This window comes from Microbacterium sp. CCNWLW134 (assembly GCF_037083565.1).
Lineage (GTDB): Bacteria > Actinomycetota > Actinomycetes > Actinomycetales > Microbacteriaceae > Microbacterium.
The window spans coordinates 792137-813954 of the sequence record NZ_JBAOJU010000002.1; the positions used below are offsets into that span (position 1 = coordinate 792137).

The following is a 21818-nucleotide window of genomic DNA, read 5'->3' on the forward strand; positions in this document are numbered from 1 at the left end:
CGAGTCACAGGGTCGGCGTCTGCGCCACCGACAGACGCCGCAGCGCGGCGATCGCGTCGCGGGTGACCTCGCCGGGATCGCCCTCGACCGACACGGCGGCGCCGAGCTCATCGGCCTGAAGCGGCTCGAGGGTCTGCAGCTGCGACTCCAGGAGCGCCGGCGGCATGAAATGCCCCGCCCGGTGGCTCAGCCGCTCCGCGACCCGGCCACGGGTGCCGATGAGGTGGATGAAGGCGACGTCGGGTCGCTGGGCGCGCAGGGCATCGCGGTAGACACGCTTGAGCGCCGAGCAGGCGATGACCGTGGCCGGCTGGTCGGCGTCGGCCAGCCGCGCGGCGACGCGCGCGAGCCACGGCCACCGGTCGTCGTCGGTGAGCGGCTCGCCCCGCGCCATCTTCTCCCGCGCCTCGTCGGAGTGCAGGTCGTCGGCGTCGACGAAGGGGACGTCGAGCGCTGCGGCGAGGGCGATCCCGACGGTCGTCTTCCCGGCGCCCGAGACGCCCATGACGACGACGGGGGAGTGAAGGGCGTCGGTCACCAGTCGTGCACCGTCCCGTCGAGCAATCGGTTGTAGGGCAGGTATGCCTGCTCGCAAGGGTACTTGCCCGCTTCGTCGACGTTGAGTTCCACGCCGAGTCCGGGCTGATCGCCGGGGTGCAGGTATCCGTCCGTCCAGGTGAACGACTGCTCGAACACCTGATCGGTCTTGGCGCCGTGCCGCATGTACTCCTGGATGCCGAAGTTGTGGATCGCGAGACCCAGATGCATGGCCGCGGCCATGCCGACGGGGGAGATGTCGGTGGGGCCGTGCATGCCCGACTTGATCTGATACATCGCGGCGTACTCCAACGTCTTCTTCAACGCCGTGATGCCACCCATGTGGGTCACCGCTCCGCGGACGTAGTCGATGAGCTGGTCGCGGATGATGTCCTTGAAGTCCCAGATCGTGTTGAAGATCTCACCGATCGCCAGCGGCGTGGTCGTGTGCTGTCGCACCAGACGCAGCGCCTCCTGGTTCTCCGCCGGTGTGCAGTCCTCGAGCCAGAAGAGGTCGTAGGGCTCGAGGTCCTTACCCAGGCGCGCGGCCTGGATCGGGGTCATCCGGTGGTGTCCGTCGTGGAGCAGCGGGATGTCGGGACCGAACTCGTTGCGCACCGCCTCGAACACGCTGGGGAGGTGGGTGAGGTACGCACGGGTGTCCCAGTCCTCCTCCACCGGCTTCGCGCCGCGGCGAGCCGGCTCATGGTCGTAGCGCACGGAGGCGTCGCCGACATCGGCGCCCTGGGCGGCAATCCCGTAGATCGCCTTGAGCGTCGGGACGCCCGTCTGCACACGGATCGCCCTGTACCCCTGCTCCTGGTGCGCCCGGATCGAGTCGAACAGCTCGGGCAGCTCCTTGCCCGACGCATGCCCGTACGCCATGAGGCCGTTGCGGCTCGCGCCCCCCAGCAGCTGATACACGGGCATCCCCGCCGCCTTGCCTTGATGTCCCACAGCGCCATGTCCACTGATGCGATGGCGGCCATCGTGACAGGTCCGCGCCGCCAGTAAGCGGAGCGATAGAGGAACTGCCAGGTGTCCTCGATGCGCGCGGCGTCGGCTCCGATCAGCAGGGGCACGATGTGCTCGCGCAGGTAGGCGACGACGGCGAGCTCGCGCCCATTGAGGGTGGCGTCGCCGAGACCCGTGAGGCCATCGTCGGTGGTCAGTTTCAGCGTGACGAAGTTTCGGTCGGGGCTGGTCACGATGACCTCAGCCTTTTCGATCAGCACGGGGGCGTCCTTCCAGTTCTCAGGATGAGAGTGGGCGCAGCAGAGGCGCAGATTGCACTGCCGCCATGCAAACGCGGATGGCACGAAGCGTCAATAAATTGCCAAACGTTGCCACATGTGGAATATGGGTAGAACGATCGACTCGAGAAGTGAGGAACCGTGCGCATCACTGCGAAAGACGTCGCCGAACGCGCAGGTGTCGCCGCCTCGACGGTGTCGCGGGCGCTGAACTCACCTGGACGCATCAACGAGCAGACGCGGAAACGCATTTTGGACGCAGCCCGCGAGCTCGGTTATTCGGTGGCGCCGCGCATGATCGAACGCAAGGGCCTGGTCGGGCTGCTCGTCCCCGATATCACCAACCCCTTCTACTTCGACATCATCCGGTCGACCCAGGAGCAGCTTCGGATCGCCGGCTTCATGCAGCTGCTCATCGACACGGGCGAGTCCGGTCGAACCGAGGCCGAGATCCTCGCGCAGCTGTCGCAGGTCGTCGACGGGGTCATCCTCTCTGCGACCCGTTTGGATGCCGCGGCGCTGGCGACGGCGGCCGACGCCCTCCCGCTCGCGGTGATCAATCGGCAGCAGGAGGAGATTCCCGGCGTCCTCATCGACATCCGCACCGGCCTCACGCAGGCGGTCGACCATCTGAAGGCACTGGGGCACCGCACCATCGCCTTCATCGCCGGTCCTCCAGGGTCATGGCAGAACAGGTGGCGGTGGAAGGAGTTCGAGGAGCAGGTGCTGGCGCAGGAGCTTCGCCCCGCGCTCGTCGGACCCTACGCGCCCACCCGCACCGGAGGGGCGGCGGCCGCTGACGCGCTGCTCGTGACCGAGGCGACAGCATGCGTGGCCTTCAACGACCTCCTGGCCATCGGCATTCTGCAGCGACTACGACAGCGCGGCATCCGCGTGCCCGAGGACATGAGCGTCGTCGGCTGCGACGACATCTTCGGAGCCGATTTCAGCGCGCCACCTCTCACGACCATCGCCGGTGACACCGAGCAGGCGGGACGCCTCGCAGCCAGTCGGCTGATCGCCACGCTCAACGGCGAAGCACCACGCAATGGGACCACCCTCATCCCCACGCACCTGCTCGTGCGGGAGTCGACCGGGCCGGTGCGGACGCATCCTTCTCTTCGCTGAGCCGACCGGATCCCCTCGCGCGGGACCTTCGGCTCCCGGCCGCCCCCCTATCGCACGACGATGGTGTCGGATCGGGGGTCGGCGATGGCAGGGATCGAGCAGTCGGGAACACCGGATCCGCACGCCGCGACCGTCGGTCGGGGAGCATCGGGGGTCGGACTGTGGATCGTGCGCGTCACCGCGACCCACGTCGTGACCTATCTCGCGGTGGGTCTCATCGCGGCGCTCGCGATCGACTACGCGAGCGTCTTCGCTCAGCCGGTGGTCCGGGACTACATGCGGGAGTTCGGGTCGGTCGCCTCGTTCGTCGGACCGCTCGTGCAGGTGGTCAGAGGTGTCGTCTTCGCGCTGGTCCTGCTGCCCTTCCGTGCGGTGATCAGCGCGCGCTGGGGGTGGCTGCACCTCTGGCTCCTGCTCGTCGGAGTCGGAATCCTCTCGACGCCGGCGGCTGCGCCCTCCTCGATCGAGGGCGTCGTCTACAGCGCCCTGCCGCTCTGGTACCACGTGCTCGGTCTTCCCGAGGTGCTCGTGCAGCTCCTGCTCTTCAGCGTCGTGGTCGCGTGGTTCACGCGCCATCCCGGTCCCGTCGTCGAAGAGCTTCCAGCGCGCGCCGAGCGACTTCTGCGCGCGCTCGTCGTGGCCTGTCTGTCCTTCGTCGGCTATGCCGTGGCTTCGGTTCTGTTCGCCGTGGCGGTCTCCGCCCCGATCTCGGCGGAGGGCAGTCTCACCTGGTCGGTGCAGGGACTCTTCGTCGCGCCGGTGCTCGCCAACGGGGTCATCGCGTTCTCAGCGGCCGGGTTCCGCGGAAAGCCGCTGCGGGTCGGGATGGTCGCCGGGGCCGCCGCATTCGCGACGGGCGTCATCGCGATCGCCGCCTATCAGGCGCTGGTCTTCGGATCGGCGAGCATCGGCTACGCGATCCTTGCTCCCCTCCTCCCCGCGGTCATCGTCGGCGCCATGGTGCGGCCCGCCGCTGACGTCGCGCCGGTGCAGGCCACCGCCTCAGCGACTGAGGGTCGCGAAGCGTCTGATTGACAGCGGCACGAACACGACGAGCATCACGACCGCGAACACGAGGACGTAGATCACGGGATGCTGCAGCGGCCACGCATCCGCCGCGGGCTGCCCCGCCGGCACATTGCCGAAGAGAACCCGCGCGGCCTGCACCAGCGCCGACACCGGATTCCACTCGGCGAACACACGCAGCGGCCCAGGCAGGTTCTCGCTCGGCACGAAGGCGTTGGAGATGAAGGTGAGCGGGAAGAGGATGAGGAACGAGGCGTTGTTGATCACCTCGGGACTGCGAACGACGAGCCCGAGGAAGGCCATCACCCACGAGAAGGCGTACGAGAACAGCATCAGAAGCCCGACGCCCGCGAGGAAGCTCGGCACCGACGACTCCACACGCCATCCCACGACGAACCCGGTGCCCATCATGACCACCAGAGACAGCACATTGATGACCAGGTCGCCGACCGTGCGGCCGACCAGCACCGCCGACCCGTTCATGGGGAGCGTGCGGAACCGGTCGATGATCCCGTCCTTGAGGTCCTGCGCCATCGCCGAGCCGGAGTAGGTCGACCCGAACACGATCGTCTGGGCGAAGATCCCCGCCATGAGGAACGACGTGTAGTTCTCGCCCGGCACGGCGATCGACGAGCCGAAGACGAAGGTGAACAACAGCACGAACATGATCGGCTGGATGAGGGTGAAGACCAGGATGTCGGGGACGCGAACGATCTTCTTGATGTTCCGCCAGGTCGCGACGTAGCCGTCCGACACGAAACGGCTGAGGGCGGTCCCCGGCTCGGCCTCGAGGGTGGTGCCGAGGGCGGCGTCGGATGGTCCGCTCGTCTGTGCTGTCGTGCTCATGCCGCAGCCTCCTCATCCGTGGCGCCCTCGGCGGCATGGCCGGTGAGCTGAAGGAAGACGTCGTCGAGGGTCGGTCGGCGCATGCCGGCGTCGTGGAGCTCGATGCCCGCCGCCGCGACGTCGGCCATGACCCCGCTGAGGGCGGCCGATCCGTCGGCCACCGGCGCGACGAGCGTGCGCTCGCCGTCGGCCACGACGGCTCCGGTGCCGCGACGCCGGAGGATCTCGGTCACCGCATCGGTGTCGCCTCCATCGACCAGGGTGACCGCCACCCGCTGACCGCCGACCGATGCCTTGAGCTCATCGGCCGTGCCCTCGGCGATGACTTTCCCGGTGTCGATGATCGAGATCGAATCGGCCAGGCGGTCGGCCTCCTCGAGATACTGGGTCGTCAGCAGGAGGGTCGTGCCGCCGGCGACGAGAGACTCGATGACATCCCAGAGCGCCAGCCTGCTGCGCGGATCGAGCCCGGTCGTGGGCTCGTCGAGGAACAGCACCGGTGGGTTGATGACCAGCGCGCCCGCCAGGTCGATCCGTCGCCGCATGCCCCCGGAGAATCCCTTCACCGGCCGGTTCTGCGCCTCCACGAGATCGAACACCTCGATCAGCTCGCGGGCGCGCTGCGTCGCCCGGCGCCGACCCAGGTGATACAGCAGGCCCACCATCAGAAGGTTCTCGAACCCGGTCAGATTCTCATCCACCGCCGCATACTGGCCGCTCGCGCCGCTCATCCGGCGGATCGCCTGAGGGTCTGCGAGAACGTCGACGCCGCCTATCGTCGCGTGACCGGAGTCGGGTCGGATCAGCGTGGTCAGCACCTTGACGGTGGTGGTCTTGCCCGCGCCGTTGGGACCGAGGAGAGCGGTGACGGTTCCCTCCGGCACCTGCAGGGTCAGGCCGTCGAGCGCTCGCACCTCGGGCGCGCCCTTCGGCTGATACGTCTTGACGAGGTCTCTGGCCTCGATGAATGCCATGGGCGGATGCTACTCCTCGCGTGTGACATCCCGTGAGGGAGGAAACATGACGCTGTGCGACGCCGTGTGACGCCCCCTTGCGAACAGTGACGTCACACTTTGCGACGCCTCCGGGACGGCCCGTTTACTGACTGTCCACAGGCCACGCCCGCAGCATCCAGGAGACCGATCATCATGTCCGCAGAGAACCCCACCCCGTCGGGCGAGAGCGACCTTCGCACCGCCCTCACCGCGCAGAAGAAGAAGCGCCGCACCGCCGCCATCGCGGTCGGTGCCGTCGCCGTCGTCGGCCTCGTCGCCGGCACCGTCGCGATCGTTGCGAATCTCGGGAGCACCGAGCCGACCGCCAGCGCAGCGGAGGCGTCCTCGGTCCCCGACGACCTGAGCGTCACCATCGCCACCGCCGAGGACAGTGTGTTCCAGGACACCATCGCCGAGGTCGCCGCCGAGAAAGGGCTCGAGGTCGACTGGCTGAACGTCGATGACTGGGTGCTCCCCAACACCGAGCTCGTGGCCGGCACCGTGGACGCCAACGCGTTCCAGCACATCCTCTATCTCAGCGCCTTCAACACCGAGAACGACGCTGACATCACCCCCGTCTTCTCGACCGTGATCACGCAGTGGGGCATCTTCTCCGCCACCCTCGACGACATCGACGCGCTCGCCGACGGCGCGCGGATCGGGATTCCGGACGACCCGTCGAACGGCGGTCGCGCCCTGAACATCCTCGAGTCCGCGGGGCTCATCGAGCTCACCGCCGACGCGGGTGACTTCCCGACCGTCGACGACATCGAGACCAACGAGCGGAATCTGCAGTTCGTGCCGCTTCCCGCGCGCGACATCCCTCTCCAGTTCGAAGACCCGAGCCTCTCGGCCGTCATCGTCGGCACCTCGTACTTCGACCCGTCGCAGGGGATCGGCGCCGACGACGCGCTCTTCCTCGACGACTCGCTCGACGAGAAGAACCTGCCGTACGTCAACGTCGTCGCCACGCGTGCCGACGACGTCGACAACCCGGCGTGGAAGATCGTCGAGGAGGCGTACGCCGACCCCCGGGTGGCCGAAGCCCTGGAGGAGGAGTACTTCGGGAACACCGTGCTGGTCGACGTCGACATCGAAGACCTCCGCGCCAAGCTCGCCGACCTGGAAGCCGCGGCCGCGCAGGGTTGATCCCCGGCGGTGCGCAGAGAGGACACGGCCATGACGACCGCCATCTCCTTCGAGGGTGTCTCGAAGACGTTCACCGTCAGGGGACGCCGCATCGACGCCCTCCGCGATGTCGACCTGACCGTCGAGCGGGGCGAGATCTTCGGAATCGTCGGCTACTCCGGCGCCGGGAAGTCGACCCTCCTGCGCACCGTCAACGCTCTGGAGCGTCCGACGTCGGGACGCGTCCTCGTCGACGGCGTGGAGATCTCCGCCCTCGCCGGGCGAGAACTCTACGCCGCGCGGCAGGGCATCGGGATGATCTTCCAGCAGTTCAACCTGCTGCGATCGCGGACGGTGTACAAGAACATCGCGTACCCGCTGAAGCTCGCCGGCTACACGGCAGAGCAGATCGTCGACAGGGTCGAGGAGCTTCTCGAGTTCGTCGGCCTCTCCGACAAGGCGCTCGCCTACCCGTCGCAGCTGTCCGGAGGGCAGAAGCAGCGGGTGGGCATCGCCCGGGCGCTGGCGACGCGTCCCGACATCCTCATCTCCGACGAGTCGACCAGTGCCCTCGACCCCCAGACGACGGGCGAGGTGCTCGAGCTTCTCACGCGGATCAACCGAGAGCAGGGGGTGACCATCGTGCTCGTGACGCACGAGGTCGACGTGGTGCGAGAGATCGCCCATCGCGTCGCCGTCATGGACAGCGGGCGGGTGGTGGAGACCGGGAGCGTCTACGACGTCTTCTCGGCCCCCCGGAACGCGACCTCGCGGCGATTCGTGTCGTCGGTGCTCCGCCACGTGCCCTCGCCGGAGACGCTCGATCGACTGCGCGCGCGTCACCCCGGCCGGCTGGTGCAGGTGCGGATCGCCGACGGTGACGGGGCGGGAACGGTTCTCTCCCGCGTCGCGCGTGATCACGGGGTCGACGTGAACGTCGTCTACGGCGGAGTCGACGAACTGCAGGGCCGCACGTTCGGCACCCTCACCGTCGAGCTCGTGGGTCACCCGTCCGACATCGACCGCGCCCTCGACGGCCTCCGTGCCGTGACCACCGTGACGGAGCTCATCGAGGCGCGACTCCCGGAGGTCACCTATGCGTGATTTCGACCTCGAAGCATTCCTCCCGCGCTTCTTCCAGGCGCTGGCTGAGACAGGGCTGATGGTCTCCGTCGCCTTTCTCGGCGCCGCGATCATCGGGATACTCCTCGGCCTGCTGCTCTACGCCTCACGACCCGGAAACCTGCTGGAGAACCGGGTGATCTTCGGGGTGCTGAATTTCGTGATCAACGTCATCCGGCCGATCCCCTTCCTCATCGTCGCGATCGCGCTCATCCCGCTGACGCGATTCGTGTTCGGCACCGGCATCGGCCCGCTTCCCGCGACGCTGCCGCTCGTCCTCGTCGCGAGCGTCGCGATCGCCCGCGTCGCCGAGTCGAATCTCGTCGCCGTCGACCCGGGATCGATCGAGGCGGGAGCGGCGATGGGTGCGAGCCCCGCCCGGGTGCTCTTCACGATCGTGGTCCCCGAGGCGCTCGGGCCGCTCACGCTCGGGCTCACCTACATCCTCGTCGCGCTCGTGGATGCGACGGCCGTCGCCGGCGTCGTCGGAGGCGGGGGACTCGGCGACCTGGCGCTGAAGTTCGGGTATGCGCGTTTCGACTGGATCACCGTGCTGATCGTCGTCGTCACCCTCATCGTCCTGGTCCAGCTCGCACAGCTGATCGGCAATGCCGTCGCGAAGCGGGTGCTGCATTGAGCGCCGTGGACGCGGGTGCGATCCCGAGCGCCCGAGCGCAGGAAGAGGAGCCGAGGGATGACGGCTTCGCGGCCTTCCTCGACCGGGTGGCCGCCGGTGCGGTCGACCGCGAGCGCGACCGCCGGCTGCTCTTCGACGAGGTCGCCGAGCTGCGCGGCCTCGGGTTCGGTGCGCTGCGTGTGCCCGCCGCCTACGGGGGAGAAGACCTCGCCTTCGCGGAGGTCATCGAACGCGTCATCCGTCTGTCTGCCGCCGATGCGAGCCTCGGGCACCTGTGGCGCGGACACATCGCGTTCGTCGAGGATCTCCGTGCGCAGGGCGGGGGAGCGGATGACCGGTGGTGGCGACGCATCCTCGACGGCGACCTGATCGGCAACGCCCAGTCCGAGCGGCAGAGCACGGCGCGTCTGGAGACCCGCCTCGACCGGGTCGGCGACGAGCTGCTGCTCACGGGCACGAAGTACTACACGACCGGGAGCATCTACGCCGACTGGATCCACCTCGCCGCGCTCGACGGTGGCGAGCGCGTCGCGGTCACCGTGGCGGCGGCGCACCCGGGCGTCCGGCCCATCGACGACTGGGACGGCTTCGGCCAGCTGCTGACCGGCAGCGGGACGACCACCTTCGAACGCGTCCCCGTCGACCCGCGCGACGTGGTGCCCTCGATCGAGGACGAGCGCCGGTGGGCGGCGCTCGGGAGCGTCTTCCAACTCACCCTGCTGGCCGTGATCGCCGGCATCGCGCAGCGTGCGCTCGACGACACCGTGTCGTTCGTCCGGCCGAGGCGGCGGACGTTCGGCTTCGCCGGCGAGACGCTCCCCGCCGACGACCCGCTCGTGCAGCTGGTCGTGGGAGAGGTGGGTGCGGCGGCCGCCGCCTCCCGACGCCTCGTGCTCTCGGTCGCCGCCGAGCTCGGCGACGCCCTCGAGGATCGGGGAGCGGGTGGTGCCGAGCGGCTCCGCGCGCTCCAGCTCGAGGTGTACCGGCTGCAGGAGGTCGTCCCCCGGCTGATCCTCGACGCCGCGACGCGGCTGTTCGAGGTCGGCGGGGCGTCTGCCGTGAGTGTGAGCATCGCCCTCGACCGTCACTGGCGGAACGTCCGCACCATCGCCTCGCACAATCCCGTCCTTCAGCGCACACGGGCGATCGGGCAGTGGGAGCTGCGGGGGACGCTCCCCGAGTGGAAGGCGCCGGGAGCATGACGATCACGTTCCCGCTGACGGCCGACGACGTCGGGCCGCGCGCGAGCACCCCGGAGCTGGTCGAGCGTTACCGAGCGGTGTTCGACGAGATCGGCGCGGGAGCCGTCGCGCGTGAGCACGAGCGGCGCCTGCCGTTCGCCGAGGTGGAGCTCCTGCGGGCGTCCGGCTTCACGCGGGTCACGCTGCCGCGCGACCTCGGGGGAGACGGGGCCGACCACCACGCCCTCTTCGAGCTGCTCACCGAGCTCGCCCGACGCGACCCGAACCTCGCTCAGCTCCTTCGCTCCCATTTCGCCTTCGTCGACCGCACCCTGCACGCGGAACCGTCCACCACCGCGCCCGTGCGTCTCGCCCGGATCGCCGAGGGCGCGATCCACGGCAATGCGACCTTCGAGCGGGGCCCTGCGGGGGTCGGCGCGTATGCGACGACGCTGTCTCGCGATGAGCGGGGGCTGCGACTGGACGGGCGGAAGTTCTACAGCACGGGCACACTCTTCGCGGACGTGGTGGGGGTCCTCGCCACGCCCGATCCCTCGACCGGGCTCGGGCCCGAACCGGTCAGCGTCCTCGTCGCGACCGACGCCCCCGGGCTCACGCGCGTCGATGACTGGGACGGGTTCGGGCAGCGGATGACCGGCAGCGGGTCCACGGTCTTCGACGACGTCCGGGTCGCGGAGGGCGACGTCGTCGCACGTTCCGCCGCACCCGGCCACGCCGGCGCCTTCGTGCAGCTCGTGCTGCTCGCCGCCCTCACCGGCATCGGCCGCGCCGTCGTCGACGACGCCACGCGATTCGTCCGGGAACGCACCCGCTCGTACTCGCACGCCAGCGCAGACCGACCGCGTCACGACCCGATCGTGCAGGAGGTCGTCGGCGATCTCTCCGCCGCCTCCTTCGCCGCCGACGCGGCGCTGAGTCGTGCGGTCACCGCTCTGCAGCGCGCGGCGGAGGCGCCGCATCCCTCCTCATCGTCGCGGCACGGTGATGACCGGGCAGCCGCGATCGCGGCCGCCGACCTCGCCGCCGCCCAGGCGCAGCTCGTCATCGTCCCGAACGTGCTGAAGGCGGCGACCGACCTGTTCGAGGTGGGGGGTGCCAGCGCCCTCGGTGGGTCGCTCGCGCTCGATCGGCACTGGCGGAACGCCCGCGCGCTGGCCTCCCACAACCCCGCGCGGTACAAGGCGCGCATCGTCGGCGACCACCTCGTCAACACCACCCCGATCGTCGCCTGGTGGACCAGCGGCGAAGCCTGAACCGGAAGAATCGCCCTATGACCTCCCCGTCTGCCGAGAAGAAGCCGCTCATCCTGAACCTGTTCGAGATGAACACCGTCAGCCACATCACCCACGGGCTGTGGACGCTGCCGGACAACAACCGCCACCGTCACGGCGAGATCGGGTACTGGACGGAACTCGCCCAGATCCTCGAGGAGGGCGGATTCGACGGCGTGTTCCTCGCCGACGTCGTCGGGGCCTACGACACCTTTCGTGGCAGCCCCGACACCGCCGTGAAGGAGGGTCTGCAGATCCCCTCGCACGACCCGCTGCTGGTGATCCCGCTCATGGCCGCCGTCACCCGCCACCTCGGCTTCGGGGTCACGTTCTCCACCAGCTACGAGCCGCCGTTCTCGTTCGCGAGGCGCATGTCGACGCTCGACCACCTCACCGGTGGGCGCGTCGGGTGGAACATCGTCACCTCCTACCTTCCGAACGCCGCCCGCAACTTCGGCCTCGCCGACGAGATCCCGCACGACGAGCGCTACGAGATCGCCGACGAATTCCTCGAGGTCGTGTACAAGCTGTGGGAGGGATCGTGGGATGACGACGCCGTCGTCGCCGATCGCGAGAACGGCGTCTTCACCCGGCCCGAGATGGTGCGCTACGTCGACCATGTCGGTGAGCACTTCCGTGTGGCGGGGCCGCACCTGGTCGAACCGTCGCCGCAGCGCACGCCCGTGCTGTACCAGGCGACGCAGTCGCCCGCGGGGATCGCGTTCGCGGGGCGGCACGCCGAGCTCGTCTTCACCGGGGGGCGGACCGCAGAGGACTTCCGCCGCCACGCCGCCGACATGCGGGTCGCGGCAGAGGCGAGCGGGCGGTCGGGTGATGACGTGAAGTTCATCGTGCAGGCGGGAGTCGTGGTCGGGCGCACGGAGGAGGAGGCCTCGGACAAGTGGCGCCGCTACCGCGAGCGGCAGAGTCTCGACGGCATCCTGGCGCACGCCAGTCTGCCGCTCGACCTCCCGCGCCTCCCTCGGGAGCAGACAATCGCGGCGGCGCTCGCCGACGCAGGACTGCCGCCGGAGGCGATGGGGCCGATCGACGGCGCGACCACAGTCGGCGCCGTGCTCGACCGATTCGCTGCGCAGCGCGAGGGCCGATTCTTCGTCGCCGGCACCCCCACCGTCGTGGCCGACGAGATCGAGCGCTGGCTCGACGAGGACGGCGTGGACGGCATCAACCTGCGCCAGTACCACTCGTTCGGCACCGCGCGTGATTTCGTCGAGCTCGTGGTCCCCGAGCTTCGTCGGCGCGGGCGCATCCGTGAGCGGCCCGCGGAACCTCAGACACTCCGCGAGCGACTGTTCGGAAAGGGGCCGCGCCTGGCCGAACCGCATCCGGCCGCCGCGTATCGCGGAGCCGCCGGGGTGCGGTCGAGCAGGGAGCCGCTGCGGTTCTCGGCCTAGCCGAGGCCGGCGCGGGCGCGAAGCGCCGCAACGTCCCGGCGGAAGAGGTCGAGCTGCGTGCCGCCGCCGTCCGCGGCATCCTTCCGGGCATTGAACGCGCGATGCCAGAGCGCGGCCGCCCACGCCGCTCTCGTCTCAACCGCATCGAACGGCGCGCCGCGGTGGTGCTCATAGGCGGCGATGAAATCGGCGGCCTGCCCGATCGTGGCGCACCACGCCACGACGCCGGCCGGCCAGATCGCCGCCACGGCGCCGACGCCTGCGCACTCGGGAAGCGGGGCGAGACTGTCCCAGTCGTGGACGACGTGGATGCGCGTGCCGTGCCACCGGATGTTCTGATCCTCGAAATCGGCGTGGACGAGGACCGGTTCACGATCGAGGGTGCGGAGGACCTCTGCGGCATCGCGTCCCGCGTCATCGACGTCGGCCGGACCGGGACTGCGAATCTCGCCCCCCGGGCTGTCGCGCTGCGGCCACAGCCGCGAGGCATCGTCACCCCAGTCCACCCAGGCGGGGAGGTCGTGGCGGAGAGAGGGATGCTGCGCCGCGCCCGGCGCCGCCCGCACGAGGTCGTGGAACACCGCCGCGAAGTCCGACGCGGCGCCGGCGGTGGGGCCCCGGTGTTCGCCGCCGAGGACGAGGCGCTCGACGCTGACGGCCCGACCGTTCTGCCGGTGCACGGTGCCGAGCGGCTCCGGCACCGGCTGCCCGGCACCGTGCAGCGCCCGCTGTACGCCGAGCACACCCTCGAGCCGTGACGAATCGGGGCGTGACTTCACGACGACCTCGTCACCCTCGACGGTGCGCACTCCGACGACCCGGCTCAGGTTGCCCGTCGAGAAGAGCACCTTCTCGACCTGCGCGCCCAAGACCTCCTGGGGGTCGTTCCCCCCGAGGGCGAGAGCGAGGGTGTCCACCGCATCGTCGCTCATTCGGTTCCTTCCGCGTCCAGGACTCACAGCTTCGCACGCTCACTGAATCAAGGAATACTTCTGACGCAAACCTGGACAATCTGTAATGCGTGTTACATGATGGACCGCGACGCCCGACGATGAGCGCTCCGCAGAAAGGTCCACACCGATGGCACACTTCCCCCGCCCCCACCGCGCGATCCTCGCCGCCACCGCGCTTGCCGCGAGCGGCGCCCTCCTGGCCGGCTGCGCAGCCGCGGCCGGTTCTGAGAGCGCCTCTTCCGACGGGGCCGCCGGTCCCGTGGACATCCTCGGCATCGAGGTCGCCGTCGACGACGGCGCCCGCGCGCTCCTGCCCGATGACATCGCCGAGGCCGGCCGTGTCACCGCCGCCACCGACGCGCCCTACGCCCCGTTCGAGATGTTCGTCGAGGAGGGCTCCGAAGAGCTCACCGGCGTCGACATCCTCCTCGGGAAGGCGATCGGCGCCAAGCTCGGCATCGACGTCGAGTTCGCCCAGCAGGGCTTCGACGGCATCATCCCCGCCCTCCAGGCCGGCAACTACGACCTCACCATCTCGGCGATGACCTCGAGCGTCGAGCGTATGGACGTGCTGACGTTCGTGGACTACTCGGCATCGGGCACCGGCATCCTCACCCGCGCCGGGAATCCCGACGACATCGAGACCTACCTCGACCTCTGCGGCAAGGATGTCGCCGTGCAGACCGCCACCAGGCAGGTCGAACTGGTCACCGATGTCTGGCAGGCCGAATGCGAGGCCGAGGGTCTCGACCCGATCTCGCTCGCCGAGTTCCCATCGGACTCCGATGCCCAGCTGGCGATCACGGCCGGCAAGGCCGTCGCGTCGCTGCTGACCAAGCCCAGTGCCGGTTTCGTCGCCAAGACGACGAACGACGGTGAGACGTTCATGGTGGTGGAGGACCCCACGGCCCCCAACGGCTACGACGCGACGCTGAACGGGATCGGCGTGCTCAAGGAGAACGAGCAGTTCGCCGAGGCCATCCAGGCGGCGCTGCAGAGCCTGATGGACGACGGCACGTACACCACGATCCTCGCCGAGTTCGGCGTCGAGGGCATCGGCGTCGACGCGGCGACCATCAACGCCGCCGCCGAGTCCGCCTCCTGAGCGGGGGAGCACCGATGGTCACGTCCTCGATCCCGGTCGACACACCCACGCCTCTTCCTCCCGCCCGCGCCGGGGAGCCCGCGCGCCCGGCGCCCGCACCCATCACCGCGGTGCCCCTCCGGCACCCGGGGCGATGGATCTCCGGCGCAATCGTGGGGATCCTCGCCGCAGCGCTCCTCCTGGGATTCGCCCAGAACCCCAACCTCGACTGGCCGACGGTGGGGGAGTACCTCTTCGCGCCGCTCACGCTCCAGGGCCTCGCGACGACCATCTTCCTCACCGTCGCGGCCATGGCGATCGGGCTCGGTGGTGGAGTCGTCGTGGCGATCATGCGCCTCTCGCCCAACCCGGTACTCCGCGTGGTCGCGGGCCTGTTCGTCTGGGTGTTCCGCGGAACCCCGGTGCTCCTCCAGCTGATCTTCTGGGGCTTCATCGGCGCGTTCCTGCCGAAGATCGTCATCGGCATCCCGTTCACGAGCGTGGAATTCTGGTCGGTCTCGACCAGCGACCTCATCCCCGCGACGGTCGCCGCGCTCCTCGCCCTGGGCCTGAACGAGATGGCCTACGCCTCTGAGATCGTGCGTGCCGGCATCCAGTCGGTCGATCACGGCCAGACCGAGGCTGCGCACTCGCTCGGGATGACCCCGGCGCGCACCATGCGGCGGATCGTGCTCCCGCAGGCGATGCGCGTGATCGTGCCGCCGATGGGGAACGAGGTCATCACCATGCTGAAGACCACCGCGTTGGTGTCGGTGATCGCGGGGCGCGACCTCATGTCGAACCTGCAGGCCGCCTACGCCCAGAACTTCAAGATCATCCCGCTCCTCATCGTCGCCGCGATCTGGTACCTCGCTCTCACGAGCATCCTCGCCGTGCCGCAGGCCTGGCTCGAGCGCCGCTACGGGCGCGGCGTCGCGGGCGCGCGCGAGAGCAGCACTCTCCGACTCCTTCGCACCTGGAAAGGCGGCACGAAATGACCACCCCCGTGACCTCACCGGTGCGTGAGCACGCCGCGGCGGCGGCATCCGTCCCCGCGGCATCCGAGACCGCCATCATCGATGCCCGCGATGTGCACAAGCGGTTCGGGTCGCTGGAGGTGCTCAAGGGCATCACGCTTCAGGTCGAGCGCGGCCAGGTCGCGTGCCTGCTCGGACCCTCGGGGTCGGGCAAGTCGACCTTCCTCCGGTGCATCAACCACCTCGAGAAGATCGACGCCGGGCTCATCCGGGTCGCCGGTCGCACGGTCGGCTACGCCGAACGGGGCGGCAAGTTGTACGAGCTGAAGGAGAAGGACGTCGCGCGCCAGCGCCGTGGCGTCGGCATGGTCTTCCAGCGGTTCAACCTCTTCCCGCACATGACGGCGCTGGAGAACATCATCGAGGCGCCGACCCAGGTGCGCGGGCAGTCGCGCGCCGCGGCCAGGGAGCGGGCTCATCACCTGCTCGAGCGGGTGGGGCTCGCCGACAAGGCCGGTGCCTACCCCAGTGCCCTCTCGGGTGGACAGCAGCAGCGGATCGCCATCGCGCGGGCACTGGCGATGGATCCCGAGGTCATGCTCTTCGACGAGCCGACGTCGGCGCTCGACCCCGAACTCGTCGGCGACGTGCTGGATGTGATGCGCGATCTCGCTGACTCGGGCATGACGATGATCGTCGTCACGCACGAGATCGGATTCGCCCGCGAGGTCGGCGACGTGGCGGTCTTCATGGATGGTGGCGTCGTGGTCGAGCAGGGTGATCCGGCTCAGGTGCTCGGTGACCCACGCGAAGCGCGGACCCGGGCGTTCTTGGCGAAGGTCCTGTAAGTGCTGTTCCAGACGGATGCCGCGGCGTCGGCATCCGCCGCAGTGCTGCGCGCGTACGCCGACGAGCACCTCGCACGATATCGGCGGGAGTTGGCGCACCTGGTCGGGATCGACTCGGGGTCGTACTCCCCGGACGGGGTCGACGCCGTAGGTGCGTGGTGTGCGGCCCGGCTCGACGCGGCCGGGTTCGCCGTCGAGTCCCTGCCGACGCCGGTCGTCGACGGTCGACGCTTCGGCCGCGTCGTGGTGGGTCGACGCCGCGGCACCGGTACGCGCCGCATCCTGCTGTTCGCCCACATGGACACCGTCTTCGCCGACGGCACCGCGGACCTGCGCCCCTACCGGGAATCGGGAGGCCGCGCCTTCGGCCCGGGGGTGAGCGACGACAAGGGCGGGCTGCTCGCCGGGATCCACGCCGCCGATGTGCTGGATCGCGCCGGATACGTCGGGTACGGCGAGCTCATCCTCGCCTTCACCCCCGACGAGGAGGTCGGGGCGCCCGCCTCCGGCGGTCTGCTCCGAGCCGTGGGGACAGGAGTCGACGCCGCGCTGTGCCTGGAATGCGCGCGGGAGAGCGGCGATGTCGTCATCGCTCGCAAGGGTGTCGCCGATGTGCGTTTCGACGTGTCGGGGCGTGCGGCGCACGCCGGTGTGGAGCCCGAGCGGGGCGCCGACGCCGCCGTCGAGGCGGCCCGTCTGCTGTTGGACGCGCACGAGCTGGCGCGCGAGGGCGAGGTAACGGTCAACATCGGCGTCGTCGCGGCCGGGGATCGGCCCAACGTCGTTCCCGCTGCAGCCCGGCTGAGCGGAGAGGTCCGGGCGTTCGGTGCGGGATATCTCGAGCAGACGCTGCGCGCGCTCGAGCGGCGCGCGAACGCGCCGACGGTCGCCGGTGTCGTCACCGCGTTCCGCACGGAGGCACTATGTCCGCCGCTGGAGCCGACGGCTACGGCGACGCTCTTCACGGCGGCGCGTGACGTCGCCGCCGAACTCGGCTTCTCTCTCGGCGGCGCGGCAACCGGCGGCGTCTCGGACGCCAACTTCGTCGCGGCGCTCGGCGTTCCGGTCCTCGACGGACTGGGCCCGATCGGAGGTGACGACCACTCCCCGGCCGAGTGGCTCGATCTCGCCTCGGTTCCCGAACGTGTCGCGCTGCTCGCCGGACTCGTCGTCCGCATCGCGGAGGGATGAGGGCAGTACTGTCGAGGGCGGAGGTGCCGCAGATGACCGATGCCGGTGTCGCAGAGTCCATCCGGCGCGGGATGGCGGACTGTTCGCCCGCCGAGCGCAAGGTCGCTCGGGTGCTGCTCTCCGCCTACCCGTCCGCGGGATTCGAGACGGTGGCACGTCTCGCCGAGCGTGCGGGGGTGAGCGGCCCCACCGTGCTGCGGTTCGTGCATCGCCTCGGTTATCGGGGGTTCCCCGATTTCCAGGAGGCCCTCCGCCACGACCTCGACGAGCGTTCGGCGTCGCCGCTGCGCATCCTCGCGTCGCGCCCGCCCTCCGATTCCGAACCACAGAGCTTGCGCGACCGGGCCGCGGCGATCACCACGGGAACGGTGCAGCGCACGTTCGACGAGGTGAACACCCATGACCTCGAGCGCTGCGTGGAGCTCGTCTCTCACGCCTCCGGCTCGGTGGTCATCGCCGGCGGACGCTACAGCAACCTGCTCGGTCGCATTCTGGCACTGCATCTGGAGCAACTCCGCCCGCGGGTGCGGATGCTCTCCGACCAACCGTCCGCGCGGGCGGCGATGGTCGACGACCTCGGGCGGCGGGACGTCGTGGTGCTGTTCGACTACCGACGCTACGAGGAGGCCACGCTTCGGCTCGCGAGGCTCGCGCGCGAGCGCCACGCCGTCCTGGTGCTGTTCACCGATACGTTCCTCTCGCCGATCGCGTCGGAAGCCGACGTGGTGCTCGCGAGCGAAACGGCCGCCCCGTCGCCGTTCGACGCCCTGACGCCCGCGCTCGCACTCATCGAGACGGTGGTCGCCGGCTGCTTCGAGCGCCTCGGCGACGCGGCGGTGGACCGGATGGCGCGGGCCGATCGGGCCGCCGCCGATCTCGGTCTCTACTGAGTTCGGGGCGCCCCGCGAAGGCGGGACGCCCCGAACAAGGCCGCGCGCGGTCAGTCGGCGACGCGGATGTCCATCCGGAGGTCGGAGAACGACACGGCGCCCGCGGGAGTCGTCCAGACGTCGGTCTTCCGATCGCGCGTGAGCACGGTCTCGAACCGCGGCTCACCCTCGAAGCTCACACCCGTGCCGACGCCGGTCCGTGACGCGGCGACCTCCCGGGCCAGATCGCGTAGGGAGTAGACGCCGCCGTCGCCGTCGATCGAGTCCCAGACATCCGTGCGTACGGCCGCATCGGCGCCCCGGGGCTTCAGCTTCTTCGCGCCGCGCGCGTCTTCGACCTCGGCCCGACCGCGCAGGTCGATCTCGTCTCCGGCGCTGGCGTAGCTCCACCGCACATTCTCGATCCCGGTATCGGTGACCGTCGCGCGGGTCACGTCGAGGATCGAGGCGCCGTGTTCGCCGATCACGCGCCCCTCGTGGTCATCGCGGTCGAGCACCACCGCCGTGGTCTCGTCGACGCCGAGGACGTACGGGTTCCCCGTCTCGAGCGCCAGCTTCGCCGCGCGCCCCTGCCGGCCCCACGTCGTGAAGTGGCTGTCGAGGAGCACGCCGTCCACGAAGCCGAAACCGCCGAAGGGGAGGTACCCCAGGGCGGTGGCGTCGTCGAGATAGCCGGGGGTCGCGCCGTCTCGCAGCGCCTGGTAGGACTCACCGCCCGTGATCATGTCGGCGCCCTGCTGGATCGTCAGACCCGCGCTCACGCCGGCCACGACCCCGCGACCTGCAACCTGACGGATCGCCGTCATCGCCGGAGTATCGGTGCACGAGGTGAAGGCTTCGAGCTCGGCGTCGTCGCAGGTGAACAGCGTCCGGACGTATCGCATCTGATCGCCACCGCCGAAGAACACGCCCGTCGAGGCCGCGATCTGCGCCGCCACCTCGGGATCGGAGGCGCGCGCGGGGGAGTAGGCGTCTCCGTCGTAGTCGGCACGGGTGTCGATCGGCACGGCGTAGGTGTCCGCGCCGAAGCGTCCGAAGAGCTCGGCGTAGTAGAGCCCGTTCGCTGCGGCGTTGTTGAGCGTCGCGTCGGCGGCCTCGGCGGGGGTCCGCGCCGTCGACGACGCCGCCGTCACGATCGCGATCCGCGGGCGCGCGGGTCCGGTTCCGTCGGGGTCTGCGAGGTCGACGATCGTCTGGAGGATCTCTGCGTTCTCCTTGAGATTGCCGCCGATGAGAACGGCATGCGGGTCGAGGGGCTTCGACCGGTTCAGCGGGGCGGCGGTCGCGGGGGCGGCGACGCCGACGATCATGGCGCAGGATAGAGCGAGAACGCCCCACGTGCGAGCGGATGAGGTCACGGTTTCTCCTTCGAAACGACGACGGTGAAATGTACGATACGGATTCGGTATCTTCATGACTGAAGCTAACGCACATTACATAACGACGGAAGAGGTCTCCCGATGACGCGAGCGCCCGAATTGCCCTCCTCGGGCCTCGACACCGCCGCGCGGATGCACGCGATCACCCCGCAGACGACGGCCGTCGTCGACCAGGTCCTCGAATATGCGCGTCGGCGCGCGCTCTACTCCGACGTGCCCCTCGATCGCGCGATGCGCCTGGCAGACCTCCGCCGGCTCGCCGGCGACTCCATCCGACCCGACGGCATGGGGTCCGAGCGCGCCCTTGCGCTGTTCGAGCACGTGCTCGCTCCCGCCTGCCTGTCGACCGATCACCCCGGTTACCTCTCCTTCATCCCGTCGGCGCCGTCGAAGGCCGCGTTGGCGTTCGATGTCGTCGTATCGGCATCCGCGATCTACGGCGGCTCGTGGATGGAGGGCTCGGGGGCGGTCTTCGCCGAGAACGAGGTGCTCCGGTGGCTCGCCGGCGAGTTCGGCCTCCCCGCCTCGGCGGGCGGGGTGTTCGTGCAGGGCGGGACCATCGGAAACCTCTCCGCCCTCGTCACGGCGCGTGACCACGCGCGCCGGCGCGCCGCCGACACCGAGCGGCCGGCTCCCGCCCGCTGGGCCGTGGTCTGCAGCGCCGAGGCGCACTCGTCGATCGCGTCGGCCGCCGCCGTGATGGATGTCGACGTGCTGACCGCGGCCGTGGGTGACGACGGCAAGCTGCACGGCGCGGCCGTGCGCGCGGTGCTGGACGACCACGGCGATCGGGTGTTCGCCGTGGTCGCGACAGCCGGAACGACGAACTTCGGCATCGTCGACGACATCGCCTCGATCGCCGACGCGGCCAAGGACGCCGGGGTGTGGTTCCACGTCGACGGCGCCTACGGACTCGCGGCGATGCTCTCGCCCGCCTCGCGACCGCTGTTCGCCGGCGTGGAGCAGGCCGATTCGGTCATCGTCGACCCGCACAAGTGGCTGTTCGCCCCCTTCGACGCCTGCGCCCTGATCTACCGCGACCCGGTGCCGGCGATCCAGGCGCACACCCAGAAGGCCGAGTACCTCGACACCCTCACCGACTCGCTCGACTGGAACCCCTCCGACCTCGCCATTCAGCTCACCCGACGCGCCCGCGGCCTGCCGCTGTGGTTCTCGCTCGCCGTGCACGGCACCGAGCAGTACCGCACGACGATCGCCGATGCGGTCTCGCGGGCGAAGCGTCTCGCCGACGACATCCGCCGTCGCCCCGGCCTCACCCTCGTCCGCGAGCCCGACCTGTCGGTGGTGGTGTTCCGCCGTGAGGGGTGGTCGCTCGCCGACTACGAGGCGTGGTCGGACAGGCTGCTCGACGAGCAGCGCGCGTTTGTCGTGCCGAGTTCCCACCGGGGCGAGCCCGTGCTGCGGATCGCCCTCATCTCACCGCTCACCACCGACGAGCTGCTCGGCGAGATCCTCGACTCGCTGGTCTGACCCTGCATCTTCGGTCGTCGGGGCCGACTCCTTCCGCCGCGACCGACCGCGTCACGACAGGTCTCGGCCGCGCGGGTGGGTCTCGACGTGCCGAGCGGCTGCGCCCTGCGTCCGTCAGTCGGCCGAGGCCCGGGGGCCGGGCTTGGTGAGGGTCGCCAACAGCTCGCCGATCAGATGGTCGCTTTCGATCGGATGCCGCAGCGGCAGGTCTTCGACGCACTCGTAGCGATTGCGCCGCCCCGACTTCTCGCGACGCAGATAGCCGGCGTCGACGAGGTCGCTGAGGATCCCCTGCGCCGTTCGCTCGGTGATGCCGACGGCATCGGCGATGTCGCGCACCCGCGCGCCCGGATCGCGGGCGACGTAGATGAGCACGTGAGCGTGATTGGTCATGAAGGTCCATCCGCTCATGCCTCGATTCTACGCGGGAGTGTCGGCACGGCGG

20 protein-coding genes and 1 pseudogene are annotated in these 21818 nt (G+C 69.8%); 14 read left to right on the top strand and 7 right to left on the bottom strand.

Annotated elements, in window-relative coordinates; genetic code table 11:
* Nucleotides 1–4: 4 nt before the first annotated feature.
* Entirely contained in the window at nt 5–538 is a 534-nt protein-coding gene (locus V6S02_RS14360) for a gluconokinase (RefSeq protein WP_336401391.1), read from the bottom strand.
* A pseudogene (manD, locus tag V6S02_RS14365) lies at nt 535–1772 on the bottom strand (D-mannonate dehydratase ManD). Before manD ends, V6S02_RS14360 begins: the two are co-directional and overlap by 4 nt.
* A gap of 159 nt (nt 1773–1931) precedes the next feature.
* On the opposite strand from manD, the gene V6S02_RS14370 reads away from it, so the two are divergent.
* Nucleotides 1932–2918: a LacI family DNA-binding transcriptional regulator gene (locus V6S02_RS14370; RefSeq protein WP_336401392.1), complete on the top strand. Its 987-nt coding sequence runs from the start codon at nt 1932–1934 to the stop codon at nt 2916–2918.
* Between the two features lie 60 nt (nt 2919–2978).
* Nucleotides 2979–3953, top strand: coding sequence for a hypothetical protein (locus tag V6S02_RS14375; RefSeq protein ID WP_336401393.1), 975 nt, complete (start codon nt 2979–2981; stop codon nt 3951–3953).
* Here the strand turns inward: V6S02_RS14375 and V6S02_RS14380 are convergent.
* Both V6S02_RS14380 and V6S02_RS14385 read right to left on the bottom strand, forming a co-directional pair.
* On the bottom strand, nt 3921–4790 hold the full coding sequence (locus V6S02_RS14380) for an ABC transporter permease (RefSeq protein ID WP_124292483.1): 870 nt from the start codon (nt 4788–4790) through the stop codon (nt 3921–3923). The two genes, V6S02_RS14375 and V6S02_RS14380, sit on opposite strands and share 33 nt — an antisense overlap.
* Entirely contained in the window at nt 4787–5764 is a 978-nt protein-coding gene (locus tag V6S02_RS14385; protein ID WP_124292484.1) for an ATP-binding cassette domain-containing protein, read from the bottom strand. The genes V6S02_RS14380 and V6S02_RS14385 overlap by 4 nt, the downstream gene beginning before the upstream one ends.
* A gap of 174 nt (nt 5765–5938) precedes the next feature.
* Here V6S02_RS14385 and V6S02_RS14390 point away from each other — a divergent pair, with 174 nt between their 5' ends.
* Genes V6S02_RS14390 through V6S02_RS14415 form a run of 6 tightly spaced genes read left to right on the top strand, consistent with a single transcriptional unit; the run spans nt 5939 to nt 12560 of the window.
* Nucleotides 5939–6934, top strand: coding sequence for a MetQ/NlpA family ABC transporter substrate-binding protein (locus V6S02_RS14390; RefSeq protein ID WP_336401394.1), 996 nt, complete (start codon nt 5939–5941; stop codon nt 6932–6934).
* Nucleotides 6935–6964: 30 nt separating this feature from the next.
* On the top strand, nt 6965–8017 hold the full coding sequence (locus V6S02_RS14395; protein ID WP_336401395.1) for a methionine ABC transporter ATP-binding protein: 1053 nt from the start codon (nt 6965–6967) through the stop codon (nt 8015–8017).
* Nucleotides 8010–8672, top strand: a complete 663-nt coding sequence (locus V6S02_RS14400; RefSeq protein ID WP_141939725.1) for a methionine ABC transporter permease — start codon at nt 8010–8012, stop codon at nt 8670–8672. Before V6S02_RS14395 ends, V6S02_RS14400 begins: the two co-directional genes overlap by 8 nt.
* A 5-nt stretch (nt 8673–8677) precedes the next feature.
* The gene (locus V6S02_RS14405) at nt 8678–9874 is read left to right on the top strand and encodes an acyl-CoA dehydrogenase family protein (RefSeq protein ID WP_240638822.1); all 1197 of its coding nucleotides are present in this window, start codon (nt 8678–8680) and stop codon (nt 9872–9874) included.
* A complete protein-coding gene (locus tag V6S02_RS14410) occupies nt 9871–11127 on the top strand; it encodes a hypothetical protein (RefSeq protein WP_336401396.1) in 1257 nt (418 codons plus the stop codon). Before V6S02_RS14405 ends, V6S02_RS14410 begins: the two co-directional genes overlap by 4 nt.
* Nucleotides 11128–11144: 17 nt before the next feature.
* Nucleotides 11145–12560 carry an NtaA/DmoA family FMN-dependent monooxygenase gene (locus V6S02_RS14415; protein ID WP_124292489.1) on the top strand — a complete coding sequence of 472 codons (1416 nt, stop codon included), beginning with the start codon at nt 11145–11147 and terminating at the stop codon, nt 12558–12560.
* On the opposite strand, the gene V6S02_RS14420 is transcribed toward V6S02_RS14415, so the two are convergent.
* Entirely contained in the window at nt 12557–13492 is a 936-nt protein-coding gene (locus V6S02_RS14420; protein WP_336401397.1) for a hypothetical protein, read from the bottom strand. The two genes, V6S02_RS14415 and V6S02_RS14420, sit on opposite strands and share 4 nt — an antisense overlap.
* A 148-nt stretch (nt 13493–13640) precedes the next feature.
* On the opposite strand from V6S02_RS14420, the gene V6S02_RS14425 reads away from it, so the two are divergent.
* From V6S02_RS14425 to V6S02_RS14445, 5 genes are read left to right on the top strand one after another with little or no spacing between them, the layout of a single operon-like run.
* Nucleotides 13641–14618, top strand: a complete 978-nt coding sequence (locus V6S02_RS14425) for an ABC transporter substrate-binding protein (protein ID WP_336401398.1) — start codon at nt 13641–13643, stop codon at nt 14616–14618.
* A gap of 14 nt (nt 14619–14632) precedes the next feature.
* Nucleotides 14633–15595, top strand: a complete 963-nt coding sequence (locus V6S02_RS14430) for an amino acid ABC transporter permease (RefSeq protein WP_336401399.1) — start codon at nt 14633–14635, stop codon at nt 15593–15595.
* Nucleotides 15592–16422, top strand: coding sequence for an amino acid ABC transporter ATP-binding protein (locus tag V6S02_RS14435; RefSeq protein ID WP_336401400.1), 831 nt, complete (start codon nt 15592–15594; stop codon nt 16420–16422). Before V6S02_RS14430 ends, V6S02_RS14435 begins: the two co-directional genes overlap by 4 nt.
* Nucleotides 16423–17613 (top strand): M20/M25/M40 family metallo-hydrolase, encoded by a 1191-nt coding sequence (locus V6S02_RS14440; protein WP_336401401.1) that lies wholly within the window; start codon nt 16423–16425, stop codon nt 17611–17613.
* Between the two features lie 32 nt (nt 17614–17645).
* The gene (locus V6S02_RS14445; RefSeq protein ID WP_124292494.1) at nt 17646–18503 is read left to right on the top strand and encodes a MurR/RpiR family transcriptional regulator; all 858 of its coding nucleotides are present in this window, start codon (nt 17646–17648) and stop codon (nt 18501–18503) included.
* 50 nt (nt 18504–18553) lie between these two features.
* Here V6S02_RS14445 and V6S02_RS14450 read toward each other — a convergent pair whose 3' ends face one another.
* Nucleotides 18554–19861 carry a cyanophycinase gene (locus tag V6S02_RS14450; RefSeq protein ID WP_336401402.1) on the bottom strand — a complete coding sequence of 436 codons (1308 nt, stop codon included), beginning with the start codon at nt 19859–19861 and terminating at the stop codon, nt 18554–18556.
* Nucleotides 19862–19963: 102 nt separating this feature from the next.
* On the opposite strand from V6S02_RS14450, the gene V6S02_RS14455 reads away from it, so the two are divergent.
* A complete protein-coding gene (locus tag V6S02_RS14455) occupies nt 19964–21373 on the top strand; it encodes a pyridoxal phosphate-dependent decarboxylase family protein (RefSeq protein WP_336401403.1) in 1410 nt (469 codons plus the stop codon).
* Nucleotides 21374–21487: 114 nt separating this feature from the next.
* Here V6S02_RS14455 and V6S02_RS14460 read toward each other — a convergent pair whose 3' ends face one another.
* On the bottom strand, nt 21488–21784 hold the full coding sequence (locus tag V6S02_RS14460) for a helix-turn-helix transcriptional regulator (protein WP_124292497.1): 297 nt from the start codon (nt 21782–21784) through the stop codon (nt 21488–21490).
* Between the last annotated feature and the right edge of the window lie 34 nt (nt 21785–21818).

What these genes read in the sequence shown, in the direction of transcription:
- V6S02_RS14375 (WP_336401393.1), top strand. Translation starts at nt 2,979, where the DNA reads ATGGTGTCGGATCGGGGGTCGGCGATGGCAGGGATCGAGCAGTCGGGA.
- V6S02_RS14420 (WP_336401397.1), bottom strand. Translation starts at nt 13,492, where the DNA reads ATGAGCGACGATGCGGTGGACACCCTCGCTCTCGCCCTCGGGGGGAAC.
- V6S02_RS14400 (WP_141939725.1), top strand. Translation starts at nt 8,010, where the DNA reads ATGCGTGATTTCGACCTCGAAGCATTCCTCCCGCGCTTCTTCCAGGCG.
- V6S02_RS14395 (WP_336401395.1), top strand. Translation starts at nt 6,965, where the DNA reads ATGACGACCGCCATCTCCTTCGAGGGTGTCTCGAAGACGTTCACCGTC.
- V6S02_RS14410 (WP_336401396.1), top strand. Translation starts at nt 9,871, where the DNA reads ATGACGATCACGTTCCCGCTGACGGCCGACGACGTCGGGCCGCGCGCG.
- V6S02_RS14460 (WP_124292497.1), bottom strand. Translation starts at nt 21,784, where the DNA reads ATGAGCGGATGGACCTTCATGACCAATCACGCTCACGTGCTCATCTAC.
- V6S02_RS14445 (WP_124292494.1), top strand. Translation starts at nt 17,646, where the DNA reads ATGACCGATGCCGGTGTCGCAGAGTCCATCCGGCGCGGGATGGCGGAC.
- V6S02_RS14415 (WP_124292489.1), top strand. Translation starts at nt 11,145, where the DNA reads ATGACCTCCCCGTCTGCCGAGAAGAAGCCGCTCATCCTGAACCTGTTC.
- V6S02_RS14430 (WP_336401399.1), top strand. Translation starts at nt 14,633, where the DNA reads ATGGTCACGTCCTCGATCCCGGTCGACACACCCACGCCTCTTCCTCCC.
- V6S02_RS14435 (WP_336401400.1), top strand. Translation starts at nt 15,592, where the DNA reads ATGACCACCCCCGTGACCTCACCGGTGCGTGAGCACGCCGCGGCGGCG.
- V6S02_RS14380 (WP_124292483.1), bottom strand. Translation starts at nt 4,790, where the DNA reads ATGAGCACGACAGCACAGACGAGCGGACCATCCGACGCCGCCCTCGGC.
- V6S02_RS14455 (WP_336401403.1), top strand. Translation starts at nt 19,964, where the DNA reads ATGACGCGAGCGCCCGAATTGCCCTCCTCGGGCCTCGACACCGCCGCG.
- V6S02_RS14385 (WP_124292484.1), bottom strand. Translation starts at nt 5,764, where the DNA reads ATGGCATTCATCGAGGCCAGAGACCTCGTCAAGACGTATCAGCCGAAG.
- V6S02_RS14390 (WP_336401394.1), top strand. Translation starts at nt 5,939, where the DNA reads ATGTCCGCAGAGAACCCCACCCCGTCGGGCGAGAGCGACCTTCGCACC.
- V6S02_RS14425 (WP_336401398.1), top strand. Translation starts at nt 13,641, where the DNA reads ATGGCACACTTCCCCCGCCCCCACCGCGCGATCCTCGCCGCCACCGCG.